Annotated in this window: 18 protein-coding genes; 1 reads left to right on the forward strand and 17 read right to left on the reverse strand. The window is 54.2% G+C overall.

Going from position 1 to position 13,017, the window contains the following annotated elements; genetic code table 11:
- Position 1: 1 nt before the first annotated feature.
- The 4 genes from HMPREF1487_RS00240 to HMPREF1487_RS00255 all read right to left on the reverse strand — a co-directional run bounded on the left by HMPREF1487_RS00240 (position 2) and on the right by HMPREF1487_RS00255 (position 1,776).
- Positions 2–328, reverse strand: a complete 327-nt coding sequence (locus tag HMPREF1487_RS00240; RefSeq protein WP_313323663.1) for a DUF1799 domain-containing protein — start codon at positions 326–328, stop codon at positions 2–4.
- Entirely contained in the window at positions 313–630 is a 318-nt protein-coding gene (locus HMPREF1487_RS00245; protein ID WP_010794577.1) for a phage tail assembly chaperone, read from the reverse strand. The genes HMPREF1487_RS00240 and HMPREF1487_RS00245 overlap by 16 nt, the downstream gene beginning before the upstream one ends.
- Positions 631–638: 8 nt before the next feature.
- The gene (locus tag HMPREF1487_RS00250) at positions 639–1,283 is read right to left on the reverse strand and encodes a phage tail protein (protein ID WP_010794578.1); all 645 of its coding nucleotides are present in this window, start codon (positions 1,281–1,283) and stop codon (positions 639–641) included.
- Positions 1,284–1,365: 82 nt separating this feature from the next.
- Positions 1,366–1,776 carry a phage tail terminator-like protein gene (locus tag HMPREF1487_RS00255; RefSeq protein WP_010794579.1) on the reverse strand — a complete coding sequence of 137 codons (411 nt, stop codon included), beginning with the start codon at positions 1,774–1,776 and terminating at the stop codon, positions 1,366–1,368.
- A 111-nt stretch (positions 1,777–1,887) separates the two neighbouring features.
- On the opposite strand from HMPREF1487_RS00255, the gene HMPREF1487_RS00260 reads away from it, so the two are divergent.
- The gene (locus HMPREF1487_RS00260) at positions 1,888–2,433 is read left to right on the forward strand and encodes an NUMOD4 domain-containing protein (protein ID WP_010794580.1); all 546 of its coding nucleotides are present in this window, start codon (positions 1,888–1,890) and stop codon (positions 2,431–2,433) included.
- Here HMPREF1487_RS00260 and HMPREF1487_RS00265 read toward each other — a convergent pair.
- From HMPREF1487_RS00265 to HMPREF1487_RS00330, 13 genes are all read right to left on the reverse strand, one after another.
- Positions 2,430–2,873 (reverse strand): HK97 gp10 family phage protein, encoded by a 444-nt coding sequence (locus HMPREF1487_RS00265; RefSeq protein WP_010794581.1) that lies wholly within the window; start codon positions 2,871–2,873, stop codon positions 2,430–2,432. The genes HMPREF1487_RS00260 and HMPREF1487_RS00265 overlap by 4 nt on opposite strands.
- A 2-nt stretch (positions 2,874–2,875) precedes the next feature.
- On the reverse strand, positions 2,876–3,265 hold the full coding sequence (locus HMPREF1487_RS00270) for a hypothetical protein (protein ID WP_010794582.1): 390 nt from the start codon (positions 3,263–3,265) through the stop codon (positions 2,876–2,878).
- A 5-nt stretch (positions 3,266–3,270) separates the two neighbouring features.
- Complete coding sequence (locus tag HMPREF1487_RS00275) at positions 3,271–4,272, reverse strand: phage minor head protein (protein WP_010794583.1); 1,002 nt, start codon at positions 4,270–4,272, stop codon at positions 3,271–3,273.
- Positions 4,269–4,790, reverse strand: a complete 522-nt coding sequence (locus HMPREF1487_RS00280; protein WP_010794584.1) for a DnaT-like ssDNA-binding protein — start codon at positions 4,788–4,790, stop codon at positions 4,269–4,271. Before HMPREF1487_RS00280 ends, HMPREF1487_RS00275 begins: the two co-directional genes overlap by 4 nt.
- Positions 4,791–4,806: 16 nt before the next feature.
- On the reverse strand, positions 4,807–6,117 hold the full coding sequence (locus HMPREF1487_RS00285) for an SGNH/GDSL hydrolase family protein (RefSeq protein WP_010794585.1): 1,311 nt from the start codon (positions 6,115–6,117) through the stop codon (positions 4,807–4,809).
- A gap of 91 nt (positions 6,118–6,208) precedes the next feature.
- Positions 6,209–6,514: a hypothetical protein gene (locus HMPREF1487_RS00290; RefSeq protein WP_010794586.1), complete on the reverse strand. Its 306-nt coding sequence runs from the start codon at positions 6,512–6,514 to the stop codon at positions 6,209–6,211.
- Between the two features lie 3 nt (positions 6,515–6,517).
- Positions 6,518–7,444: a DUF2184 domain-containing protein gene (locus HMPREF1487_RS00295; RefSeq protein WP_010794587.1), complete on the reverse strand. Its 927-nt coding sequence runs from the start codon at positions 7,442–7,444 to the stop codon at positions 6,518–6,520.
- Positions 7,445–7,455: 11 nt separating this feature from the next.
- The gene (locus HMPREF1487_RS00300) at positions 7,456–7,860 is read right to left on the reverse strand and encodes a structural cement protein Gp24 (protein WP_010794588.1); all 405 of its coding nucleotides are present in this window, start codon (positions 7,858–7,860) and stop codon (positions 7,456–7,458) included.
- 12 nt (positions 7,861–7,872) lie between these two features.
- Positions 7,873–8,958: a DUF2213 domain-containing protein gene (locus HMPREF1487_RS00305; RefSeq protein ID WP_010794589.1), complete on the reverse strand. Its 1,086-nt coding sequence runs from the start codon at positions 8,956–8,958 to the stop codon at positions 7,873–7,875.
- 249 nt (positions 8,959–9,207) lie between these two features.
- Positions 9,208–9,435, reverse strand: coding sequence for an Acb2/Tad1 domain-containing protein (locus HMPREF1487_RS00315; RefSeq protein WP_010794591.1), 228 nt, complete (start codon positions 9,433–9,435; stop codon positions 9,208–9,210).
- 2 nt (positions 9,436–9,437) lie between these two features.
- On the reverse strand, positions 9,438–11,237 hold the full coding sequence (locus HMPREF1487_RS00320; protein ID WP_010794592.1) for an anti-CBASS protein Acb1 family protein: 1,800 nt from the start codon (positions 11,235–11,237) through the stop codon (positions 9,438–9,440).
- A gap of 7 nt (positions 11,238–11,244) precedes the next feature.
- On the reverse strand, positions 11,245–12,486 hold the full coding sequence (locus tag HMPREF1487_RS00325) for a terminase large subunit domain-containing protein (protein ID WP_010794593.1): 1,242 nt from the start codon (positions 12,484–12,486) through the stop codon (positions 11,245–11,247).
- Positions 12,449–13,009 (reverse strand): HGGxSTG domain-containing protein, encoded by a 561-nt coding sequence (locus HMPREF1487_RS00330; protein ID WP_010794594.1) that lies wholly within the window; start codon positions 13,007–13,009, stop codon positions 12,449–12,451. Before HMPREF1487_RS00330 ends, HMPREF1487_RS00325 begins: the two co-directional genes overlap by 38 nt.
- Between the last annotated feature and the right edge of the window lie 8 nt (positions 13,010–13,017).

Consider the following 13,017-nt stretch of genomic DNA (forward strand, 5'->3'; position numbering starts at 1 on the left):
GCTATTTCTCTTGGTGAATGGCTTCAAGCGCGGCGCTCTCCATCACGCGTACTGCGTCGAAGACTTCGCCATGGTCTGCTTCAGGAATGGATAGATACCGCATGACAACCGGGATCTCGCTGTACACAAGGCCGGTAGGTCCTCCGGGGCCACAACGCCATTGCGTCATCATGGCCTCGAAGACTTGGAAGGCCTGCATATTCTCAGGCCATAACGGGTAATCGATGCTGCCCAGGAGGTCAGGTGTAAGCCCGAACGCCGCTAGATCAGAAGCCTTTGGCTGCTTCCGGTACAGCGCCCGAGCAGCGCCGATCAGTTTAAACGTGATGCCTGAGTCAGCTCATTGATGTAGGTCTTGTATACCAACAACCCGGAGCCGCCATAGTTTTCTGTAAGGCGCTTGATGTTCTCAGGAGTAAACTCATCCTCAAGATCCCAGCCGACTACCATTTCTATGATTAGATCATCTAGAAGACTTTCCTTGGTGGCCTCGATGAATTGCTGCAGCTCAGCCTTTGGGCGATGCTTAAACTTCATCTTGACGTTAGCCGAGCCCCCGCCGTGCAAGGGTATTGGAACAATTGCATCAAAGGTCGGGTTGGGATCTAGTTTGAAAAGTACCTTACTCATTCATCACCTCAGCGAGCGTACCGGACAACTTCACCGGCCAGGGCAAAGGATGCAGTTACAGTGCGGCCAGTGTTGATATCACCGACAGGGTTGTTGTTGAAGCCGACGTAAACCGGATAGATGTTGGTGGAGCCGTCGCTGTTGTTGAAGCGAACCACACGAATCAAACCGTCTTGGTCAGCCTGTTCGAGGTACTGGTAGAACGGCAGGGTTGGGTCATCCAGAATGGTCAGCGTGAAGCTCATGGCCGACTTGAAGGTTGGGATCTGCTTCTGAACCTTGGATTCAAGGAACTGGTACTGGTAGTAGTTCTGATCGCCACCAGTAAAGGCCAGAGCTGTAATCTGGCTGATACGCACCCACTCAGAGACCTGACGGGCAGTACCAACACCAGCACCGGATGGATAGCGCATGGTATCTACAGTATTCAGGCCTGGAAGGGTAAAGCCGGTCGCGCTCGCATCGTCTACACGGAAGGCGCGGTCATTAGCGTATTCCCAGCCAGTTCCGAGCAGAACAACGTCACCGTCAGCGAAGTCATTGGCAGCTGTCGCAACAGCCGGGTTTGCGTTGGTCAGGGCTGTGACAGTCGCTTCATCGGCAAAGGCTGCCGAGAAATCCACTGTCAGGCCATTGATCAGTGTAACGCTCATGTAATAGTCCTCTCTGCCGTTGGCAGTTTTCAGTCAATAAAAAACCCGCACTTGGCGGGTCTTGGTGATGCCCAACGGGCGATTAGTTGGTGTCGGCGCGGTACGTGAAGGAAGTAGGTACGGTAAATGTACTGTCGCCCGGGATTGCTCTTGCCATGGCTACAGGGGTAATGACCTGGACAGTAAAGCCGTCTTTGCTCAAGCGATCATTAAGCGGATACAGGGCCGCTAACTCATCTGCCAAGGCTTCCCCTGCCCCAGCACCCTTCCCTGCGGGCGTCACAACGCTGACCTGGAAGATGCCGGTGTATTCCCGATGATCCCCGGCGAGCGTCAGGCTGTCGGTCAATGCGGGAAGCGTGGCAGTCGTTAAGTAGGTCTCAGCGTCACCCGGATCGAAGCTCACGTTCTGGTACGCCACTCGGAGATTCTTAGTCTTGGCCCATGCAGCTAGGCGTGCTTCCAGCAGTGATCGAATAATGCGATGCGACATGCGTTATTCCTATAAAATAGTAATGTGCAGCTAGGGTAGCTCCCGAAAAGCCGCTTCATCCCCGGCCTGCTGCATCACATCGGGGTGTCTACTCTGTGATGGAGAGTAATCATGCAAGAAGTCTGGAAACCAATTACCAGTCTTGAGTCCTCCTATGAGGTTTCAAACCTTGGCCGCGTCAGATCGCTTGATCGATTCGTTAATAACCGCTGGGGTACAGACAAGAAACGTTTTATCCCCGGAAAGCTGAAAGCCTTTTCCAGAAACAATCAAGGCTATTGCTCTGTTCACCTTTATTCCGGACAGATAATGCACAAGTTTTACGTGCATCGTCTGGTTGCAATGGCCTTCATTTCTAATCCCTTGAGCCTTCCCCAAGTCAATCATCTAGACGGCAATAAGGAGAACAATGCCGCCTCTAACCTTGCTTGGTGTACAGCCGTCGAGAATTGCAGGCACGCGGTAACCGCGAAACTTTATGAATCCGTTCGCGGCGAGGCAGTCAACAGCGCTGTCTTAACTGAAGCTCAAGTTATCGAGATTCGAAGAATGGCTAGCGAGGGAAGCTACCATAAGGACATTGCTGCGATATTTGGTGTTGGCCGTAAAGCAATCACTAAAATAGTAAATAGACAACGATGGGCGCATGTTAGCTAAACCTTGTTTCTAGTTGCTGCATCCCTAACGATCGCCTGGAAACGGGCGACCGTTATTCGAACGATCCCCCCAGGCGCTCGCTGGCTGTGTCCATACTCCAAAGGGATCGCGTATGGCAGGTTGTTCACGATGTAAACCGTCTGCCCTGGCTGTAGGTCATTGAAGGCCGCAATCAGAGAGGCAATGGTTTCATCCCCCCCTTTGTCATAATCGTCAAATGTGGCTGACTCAACGCGATCCAGAGAGGCGTGCCAGTTGGCCTTAAACCTTCCGGTATCTACGGGAGAAAGGTTGATAAGGGTTTCACCCACTTGGATAACGACATCTTTGAATGTCTGCCCTATCGCCTCTAGCGCCTTCTTCTGGAATTCTTCAATCTGCAGAGAGAAGCTGCCATTCAAGCCGCCGTAGCGAGTAGTCATGTGTGATCCGCGAGGCATACTTAGCTCCTTGCCTGAACTTCAAAACCAACTGTCAGGCCTGCGAAATTCCATGTGGAGACATTAACTACGCCGTAAGTGTCGCCATTGAAGACTATCTGATCGCCGTCTGAGATTCGGGGCATATCAGACCCATCCAGCTGGACCGGCGAGATAATGAATTTCACGTCCTCCGTGAGGATATTCGTGTTATCGATGTCCTCTTCGGCGTAGTTGTCACGTAGAGCTGAGCCTTGATACTCAACGGTACCGCCTTCATAGGTACTGGTATCAGGGTTGTATTCAGCCTCAGTCGTCTTGATCAGAGTCATCTCCAGCCCCTTGCCGCCTTTCGAGCGCGGGGCCAGCATGCGGATAGCCAAGGCTTTGCCGCGATCATAGATATCCGCCATGAGGTTTACTCTTTAGGTGCGCGCTTTACGCGGTAGGAGACAGTGCAACGGCAGTGGGCTAACTCATCCCAACCAGCACCCATTGAATCATCGCCAGGGAACATCATTTGAGCCCCTTTAGGCGACTGGAATGGCTGATTGAATGGCACTCGCTGACCATTCAGCAGTGCGTGGGTATGGCGAACCTTGTCGTCACCCTTGCTCCGCCAAATCTTTTCGACTGACTCAGGCGGCACATCCTGCTGAAGTAGCTGGGCATACAGCCTGTTCCAGCCCGCGTTATAAGCCTTGTGAGCCTCAGACTGAGCAATCATCTGAGCCCTTGCTTCAAGCTTACGATCTGCATACCGACCGATGATGCGCTTGGTGTCAGCCTTGCTGACTGGCTTGCCGGTCTCGATTGACTCATGAATGATGCCATCTAGCCGCTTATCTCTGTCGGCGCGAGTCAGGTACTGCCTGAGCTGAACGAGATCGCCACTCATGAGCTGTTCTGTGGCTCGAGCAATGGCCTGAGCATCATTGCCTGCAAGCCCTATCACCCCGCCTGACCGGTTACCGGTCTGGGCATTCACTCTGCCAATGATGTCGAGCGCTATTTCTCTGGCCGTCTGTCCACGATTCAGGCCAGCGCGCATCGTCACGCTAATGGCTTCACGCTGGTTACTGGATATCTCTTCCAGCAGATCCGCTGCACCCTTCTGGATGTCGGCCTGGGCCTCGGGCTGGTTGACGTCGAACTCTATAGGCTTTGCACCTGGGCGCGGCGGTTTCACCTTCTCCGATGTAGCCCCAGCTATGTAGGCGGCGCGACTAGCCTCCATCAATGCAGCGAAGACACCTAGATAAAGCAACTCGCTGACGCCGCGCTCATCCTGCTGCTCTATAAGCCTTTCGATCTCTGCAATAGTGGCTGCATCAACGACCGAGCGTATTTGATCCAGGTAGGCGCGCTGAAGTCTTGGTTCAAGTCCTTCAATATTGCGCAGGATCTCGGCTTCGGTCATACCACCATCACTCCAGGTAGATCGTAGCGAGCCACCAGAACAGGCGCGATGATCTCGTCTATTACGGTGATCACAGGACGCACCGAGTCAGCAGAACCGCCGTCGGCCGACACCGCGTACTCCGTATCAATAGGCCCAACCTTCTCGCGCTTAATCGCAGCAGCTGCGACAAAGTCAGGGCTCAGGCTGCCTGGGGATGACAGCTCGCGAATAGCGGCTTCATACGTGGCGTACTCGACCTCAACCGGAACCTCGTCATCAGGGATGGGGTTGCCGTCGTAGTCAGTAGCGCCTGTGCGAGGCCATTCCCGCTCCTGCCCCCTTGCTGCCGTCTTGCTGCCGGGGAACATAGATTCCCAGCGGCCAGATGAAAGCTGCTTACGATAACGTCCGTCGATATAGACGGAGGCCCGGAGCAACGCAGCCGATTTAGCTGCGTTATCACCCGTCCAGGCTGAATTACCCATGTCGGTATGGTAGGCATCTGCCCCCTCTACCGTTCCGTAAAACTGAACCATGGTTTCAGCCCTTTCGTTATGGAAGTAACGCCAGTAGGCGCTTGAAGTAAGGCTTTACGATTTCTTTCAAGGCGTCGTAGCCAGCATCATTCGGATGGACGTTGTCGCCGGTAAAGCCTGTCTTGATCTGGTCCTGGCCTGCCGCGTCTCGATCGCCTGTGATAGCAGCGGCATACCCTTTGAATACCACCCCGTTCACGACACCCGGTAAGAATTTGGCGTTGTAGTCACGGCGGACCTGGTCGTTAGCCCCGACATTGCGGTAGCTGGTGTTAACCGGAGTAGCCTCAGGGAAGAAGATGATTGGTCGCATGTTGCGCTGCTGTAGCGCTGCATAGACCCTCCCAAGTGCTGCCTTATATCGGCGTTGAGCCGCTACAGTCATTCCTGTATTGGCTGCCACATCGTTACCCGACCAAGGTGCATAGCTCAGCACCGTAGGTCTAACCATGTCGATGTGGTCTTCAATCATCCGGCTATACAGGTCAGGCGCCTGTGCGTGTAGCGCTGCATTGAAGTATTCAATTGGCCGCTCAGGAGTGCTCAATTCATAACAGGTACGCTGGATGGCTCCATAGTCCCTGACGTTGCCGCCTAGCCCCTCTTGGATACTGTCGCCCATGATCATCACTTGATGACCGCGCTTGGTCGTCATGTACTGAATTGCTGGTACGACGGCCTTGGCATCTCCGCCAGAGGTAACAATGTTGTTCTGGGTGAACGTCGCCTTATTCGTTACACCCTGAACCTCCTGGTTGGTGCTGCGGTAAATCCGGGGAGCCGAAGCGCCTCGCCAGTAGTACAGGTCATTGTATGGAGTAGTCAGCGTAGAGCCTGCTGGATACTCGATACGAACCATGATCAATGGCCGACCTGATGCCGAGTCCGTCCGAGCGATGCTGGGAAGGTAGATCATGTCTGACCAGGGCAAGCTATAACGCTCTTCCGCTATCCGCATCGGCAGGTCAACTGTCGCCGCGCCGTTGTTCCAAGTGACGTCTACCCATTCGCTGGCTTCAGGAGTAGTGAAGACCTGGTAGTCGGCGGCAGGAACTGCTGCAACCACTCCTACACATGCTTTGACGCCGGTTACCGCGGCTGTATGAATGTTCGGGATGCCGATTCGAAACCCGAGGAAGTCGGTTTCGACTTCAATGATCATGTGAAAGGTGATCGCATTGGCTGCTGGCTGAGTCTTCATCCGACCAAACAGGTGCTTGGTGAAGATGCTCGTGCCAGTGGTCATCAGCCCACTAAACCGGTCTCTATCTTCCAGATGATCGTATACCGGCCCCAGAGATACTGGGAGGTGGCGTGGGTAGGTCATTTCCAGCTCCATTGTATTCAGGCGACCATGCCAAAATCCTGATGCGCCATGGATGTATAGGAATAAGTGGGCGGCGAACCGCCCGAAGGGATTACTGGCCTTGCTTGGCCTTAGCTTCTTCCAGCTTCTCGCGCAGGGTTTCAACCTTGCTGCGAGTAGTGGCGTCGATGCCGTAGGTCTTCAGTTCAGCAATCAGAGCCTCTTTTTCAGAGTCTTCATCGGGAACCTGAGCAGCAGCCTCACCGACCGAAAGGATCTTCTCGTCCAAGTAATACTTGATGCTCTGACGGTCCTTGAACTTATCCCAATCCGCCACTTCCGCTGTCTGGCCGGGCAGGATGCGAATACCTGCCAGACCAATAGGGGTAGCGCGGTGAGTGTTGGTCACTTTAGCCATGATTCAGATCCCGTCCGTATAGGAGAAGAGCAGCGGCTGGCGAATATCCACGCCACCCAAACGGAAGATACCCGGTACTTCCCAGCGGATCGGGCCGGCCTGGAATGCTGGAAGGAAGCGGTGAACCATGGGGATATGGATCTTCACAACAGAAGGATCGCGGCGATAGGCAACCATCCGAGCGGTACCGCCTGCGCCTGCTGTATCCAGGCCACGAATAGCGCGGATCTTCAAAGGTTGGCCAGTTGCAGCGGTGTAGGCGTTATTGCGCGTGATCCAGCTGAACAGCGTCTCAGTCGCCAGATCGCTAACCATGCGAGTAGTCAGCAGCAGCCAGCGGCCATAGGGAAGCAGCAATGTGTCAGCCATAGCCGTATTCAGTGTCGCGTTGTACTGACCGATCAGCTCAGAGTTAATATCAGCCAGGATCTGAGCAGGTGTCGCGGTTTCCCAGTTACCAGTAACAGCAGTACCAGCGGTTACAGACGGAGCATTGATCAGGCCGTAGAAGCCTTTTGAGGTATCACCATAGATAGCGACACGATCAACCATCTCTTCGTAGGCGCGACGAGCAGCCAGAGCGTCCTGCGCCGGCAGATTCAGGCCCAGCATCTGCGCTTGGCTGATCTCTTCCAGGCCGTAACCATAACCGATACCCGCGGTATAAACCGCAGTTTCGTTACGGGCCATCTCAGTGCCAGCCATTGGGATGTCATCGGAATTGCCATTGATCCAGTCTGCTTTGCCGTATTTGTCGGCAGAGTAATAGGTAACCGTCTTGGCCCAAGGGTTAGCTGAGGTATCAACCGGCACCAACTGCGGATACTGGATATCAGGGTAAACGGTCTCGTTCACCTGACGCTCGATGTAGCTGGTTTGGGACGTGACAAAGCCAAGTGCGGCCTGGGCGTCCAGAAGTTTAAAAGCCATGTTTACTCCTATTAGCCCAGACGGACTTGAACGATTTGGTTAGCAGCGGCGCTTGTGTCGTAACGAGCATCCGGAATAGTTACACCGCCGATCACAACAGCATCGCCAGCAGCTACAGCGGCCGGAGCGGTAATCCAGATAGCACCCTTGGTCATGATCCGGGCCGATTCGTACTGGCTGAACTGGCTGTCAACAGCAACGGAGCGGTCCAGAACGGTAAAGCCAACAAAGTCAGCAGCTGTACCGGCTGTGGCAGTTACACCCTTGTCAGCAGCGCCTTGATAAACAGGTAGGCCGAATGCGATACCGGCAGCATCCTCAACTGTGCGAGAGATGAGCGTCTTCGGAATCATGTCTACGATGGCACCCGGCACGCCAGCGCGGATATTTTCGGAGTAGCTAGTTTGGATAGGCATGGTCGAGCCTCCTTATTTCCAGGCAGTAGTCAGGCGAGTCTCGTAAGCGCTCTGCCCGTTGTCGTTGATGTTTGTCTTGCTGTCCTGCGCCTGGAAGTGGCTGCGGACGGGATCTTGCTTGGCAGCGTCTTCAACCAACAGATCGAAGCGGGCCTGAACGTAGATTTCTGGCTGACCAGCAATGGCAGCATCGCCAAACTTGGCAACAACTACAGCCTTGCGGATCTCGGCATCGGATTTGCCGGAATAATCAGCGTCAGCAATAGTCTTGGCCGTGGCGATCAGGTCAGCACGCTCTTTCACACGAGCATCGATCTGGGCATCGCTCAGCACCTTAGCTTTGGCATCATCCAGAGCGGCTTGAAGTTTGCTCAGCTGGTCGTCTTTGGCAGCCAGAGCCACGGCATGAGAATCAGCCAGCTTCTGGGTATTGGTCGCGGCATCGCTGAGCTGCTTGGTCAGCTTCTCGATTGCCTGAGCGCCCTGGTCAGTGGTTTGAACGGACAGGCCATCTACAATGACCGTGCGCAGTTGATCAGCCATGTCATGGCCTCCTTTTGGGGTTTGGGTTTTGTTATCGCCGATACGCAGCTGCACGCCTCCACGGGCGCGGTCAACTAACGCAAGGTGATTCATCTTCATGGGGCCTAAATAGGCGTCGTATTTCTGGCCGTCCGGGGTCTCGCCATCCTGGAAGATGACTTCAGCGCCGTAGCCCATCGACAGTTCGCACTTGCCCGCCTCGTAGTCCCGGATAGCCTTGCCATCCATCAGCACGAGGGGTACGCGAACAAAGTCGCCATCACGCATGACCTCGCCACCGGTTTGCCCGATCGCGTGATCCTTCCAGTTATCAGCGCTGACGCTTTCGCCTGGGTGATCGTTGGTCATGGGCCGGTAGGCGTAGGATTTCATCGCGTCCTGGTGGAATACCGACTCAGCAGGGCGATAAACCCGGACGATCGGCATCTCAGGCTTGCCCACTTCTGAGCCCAGATATTCCTGAATACCGACTCGGGCCACTTTTGCATCGGCCACAAGGTATCCATCGGCAGTCCTGCGTACGCTGGACACCGTTACGGAGTCTGTAAGGTTCATTCTTTCACCCAAGAAAAAGGCCGCTCAGTGGCGGCCTTAATTCATTATTTTTTAACAGGCATTGGCTAGCCCTTCCGCATCCATGTGCGCAGAGCTTCAGGATCCTCTGCCTCTCCAGCAGCTAGCCTGCGATTGGTCCATTGGTTGGGGTCTTGCGACTGAACGTATTCAAGTTCTGATTCGCTGAGCTCTACGCATAACCACTGATCTTCAGCGCTGTACCAGGTGTCACCGATTTTTACTCGCATATCAGAAGCTCGTAGGTTGTGCGACCGCCCTAGTCAAAGCCATCAGTCCAGTTTGCAAATCAGTTGCACCGATACTGATCCAGCGAGCATCTAGCCCTTGGCATTGCCTAAGCTTTTCGACAAGCTCGCCTAGCTCTACGCCCTTAGCCTTGATCTCATTCATCAAGGCCGCCTCTTCCTCGTTGAGTTGGCGATAACCGGTAATTTTGGGCTGGGTAAAGGTTTCCATTGCTATTCCTCTGACGGTTTCCAGTCTAAGTTGAGCTCTTCGAATACCTCGGGACCAAACTCAATCTTGCCTCTGTAGGGCTCAATCGCTTTCAAATCCACTTCGCCCGGCTCATATGTGATGGTGATATGCGGTTGGTATTCTTCGTAATCCCATGAGGCGCCCGCCTCTCGGATTGACATGTGACGCCAAGACAACTCAGAACTGTTGAACAGCAGAACGACTGCCCCTTGGTCCCCAAGCGGTTCAACCAGACGTGCACCACCAGCAGATACGGTCAATGTACCGTCGCTATTGCTTGCCCAGTCATCACCAACCTTCATCCAGTCAAGCGCATCACGGCTATAGGCAATCGTTACGTGCAGGTCATCAGCTGTCAGGGTCTTGATAAATCCCTGCGACCTAGCCCATGCAAGTATTTCCTCGCCGTTGGTTACCTTGCGGGACACATAAAGCGTGCGCGGTGCTGCATCAGATAAGGTCTGCTGGGTGTTTGAAGGTAATTCCTCTTCTTCACCTTCAGGTGTACTGGCGGCGTAATCAGCCATCGCCGTCTCAAGCCCAGGCACTACGTCCTGCTCAACCAGCATCGTCTGGGCTGCCTTGCTCAGCGCTTCCTCTGGAAAGAGCTTGGTATCCGTAAGAACCTTAATCATGTCGGCGGTGGTCTTGCCTATCGTGGCCTTATCGGTTGCCTTGATCTGCCAGAGCAGCCGCCATGTGTAGTAGATCTCTGCAGGACGACTACCCAAGGCGGACCTGATCAGGCACTCATCGAACACTGCCATGGCTGGAGACAGATCAAGCTCTTGGCTGGACTGGATGCGATCGTAATAATTTGCGAGATCACTTTCCCCGCTAGCATTCATCCCAGCTGGGGCTTGGCTCAGGTAGCGAGTAGCTGGGATATCCGAGGCGGCGCATACCTGTTGAAGGAAGCGATCCATGATGTCTGGAAGCGTTCCGAAGTTAGCCGTCTTGGTCTCGTACTCCTCTTCCTTGTCCAGTAAGAGCGTGCCGTTAATACCCTTGGCCGTCGCTGCGAGACTAAGCCGCTCCAGCACAAGCTTTTCGTATTGCTTGTCGGCAAGGCCATCCATAAAACCGGGGATGCGAATCACATCGACCTTGGCTTCAAAAACCATGCTGGCAACGTTAGCCATCGTGGCGTCAGCCTGCTTAACCGACTCAAGGATGGCGGTCAGAACTGAATCTCCCCAACCATATTCATTGCCGGTTACCAGCTCCTGATCAGGTAGCTTGGCACCCACAAAGATAATCAGGCGGGACGGGTGAATATCGATCGCGCTGTTTTGCAACCGGTAAGCCTTAGGTCTGCCGAAGTATTCAGACTGGACGTCCTGTTCTATCTCGGTAGGAGATAGTTGCCGGCGCGTCATCACGCTCAGGTACTTGATGCCACCCTTCCCTATTCGCTCAGGATTGAGCGGCTGACTTGTGTCACGCTCACCGGTACCAATGAATACCGCAGCACCTCCAAATAAACGAGCCTTGATCTGGGCCTCTAGGAGCTTGTGCTTGATGCCTAGTCGCTTCTCTTCCGCTTCAATCAGGCCAATCTGATCTTTATCAGCCTGCCACCCTCGCCATTTTCGGGTTGAGTCATAGGCTGGGATATCGATAGTCTTGCGAGCCATCCATGAGCCTCGGTAGGCATGGATAGCCTGCTCATCCGTCATAAAGACAGGGGCATAGGTCGAGGAAGCCGACTTATCGCGCCCCGTACCCATGTTGGATACCAGGTTGACTAGCTTGTCGGCTAGGTAAGTTATCGTGCCCATGGTTGTCTCACGCTACGTTGGATAGTGAATACCGGCCTGCAACCGGGAACAGGTAGGCCAGCGGGTAGCCTCCAGCGTCTAGTACGTGGTCAATGCCGCTTGATTTATCGGGCATGCCGTTCTTGTCATAGGCCTGTTGTTCCAGGCCATCTGTTAGGTGCGGGCACCGGTATGTGTTTACTTTCAGGCGCCGCTCGCCGTTGCCGTTAAGGATCAAGGCATTCACTGCGTTTACCCTGTCCATGATGGCTGGGTTGGTGCTGTTGACCTTTACGCTCAAGCCAGCCTTGCGAAGGATCGAAAGGTCAGACTCGCTAGCATTCTTACTGCTGGAATTCTGGCCACTGGCATCAGGGAAGACCTGCACTGCATGACCCTTGCGCTTGTACCGCTCGACGAACAGATCAGCCATCTGGGGTGTATCACGTCCATCAGTGATTTCATCCACCGCAACAGGCCAGCCATCCCGGAGCACGTAGATAACCGCCGCCATGTGCAGTCGGTTGAAGTCCATCCCGATCAGCACAGGCTCTCTCTCCTGCAAGACCGCGTCTGAATGATTCAGCTTGCGGTCAAAGTTCGGGTAAACGCTACCAGCCGTAAGATTCGTGAATTGGCCTTCGATATAAGCTTCGATGAGCCCTGCTGGGTAGCTGTCCCTGAGACTCTGTACGTAGTCCTCGGGAAGGAAGGGGTTCGTATAAGTTGCAGCCTGAACCATGGCATACCCTGGCTTAGGATTGCGGCCCCACGTCTCATAGACGAACCGAAAACCTTCAGGGGTTGTATAGGCTGACACCCGGTTGAATGGGTCCGCGATCCCTTCAGGCTTTTGTCGGTTACGGGCGATGATCTTCTGCCATGCCAACCGTGCCTGATCCTTTTTAAGCGTATCGATCTCATCCACATGAGCGCGGTATGACTCATATCCAATGATTCGCGCTGGATTCTCAAGCGTTCTGAGGATGAAGTCTCCGCACTGACTTGAACTGGTGTAGATGATGTTCTCTTGCTTGTTGTACTTGTACCGTATGCCCAGACTGGACAACTTCTCTTCCATGCGCGGGGCAAGGATGAGTCGCACAAGGTCGTACGTTGGCTCATACAACGCTATCAATGCGCTGGACGACTCAAGGCCATCTCGTAACGCACAGTTGGCAAGCGTCTCTGTCTTGCCGGTACCGAATCCGCCTATGAACGCTGGGTATTTGTCAGGAAGCTGGAAGAACCGGGCTTGCGGCTCTGTCATCTGTAGCCGTACCGTTCTCCCGTCCACTTACTACCTCAATTTGGATCCTGCCTACTGGTATCTCCGGAGGCGGGTTGGCTTTAAGCAGCTCAGCACGCTTAGCCTCAAGATCACCGATCCGACCCAGTAAGCGATTGATAATGTCTTCGTATCCACGGCGGCGGCGCTGGGTGCTCTTGGTTGAGCCTGCCGGACCATTTGAATCGGTCTCTACATCAAGATCTAGCCCATCACCCTCTTCTGCCTTGGCCTGTGCTATCAAAGCCCTGCGTAGCTGAAGCTTGGCTATCTTGATGTCATCGTCGAGTGTGCCGACATTGATCTCATCCCACATCTCCTGCTCATCAGCAGATAAAGTGTCTGAGTAAATACCGTGTTTGCGGGCATTTTGGTTTCCATATTGTCGGGCTGGAACCTTTGGCCCTGTACTCTTGCCGCCATGCAAGGCGCAGCGTTCTTTTCCAGCTAACGCCATGCGCTGGCACACCCCGCCTGCGCGGGTAGATGCCCCGCACTTAGGCATAGATCACC

Origin of the sequence: Pseudomonas sp. HPB0071 (genome assembly GCF_000478505.2) — a bacterium.
Lineage (GTDB): Bacteria > Pseudomonadota > Gammaproteobacteria > Pseudomonadales > Pseudomonadaceae > Chryseomonas > Chryseomonas luteola.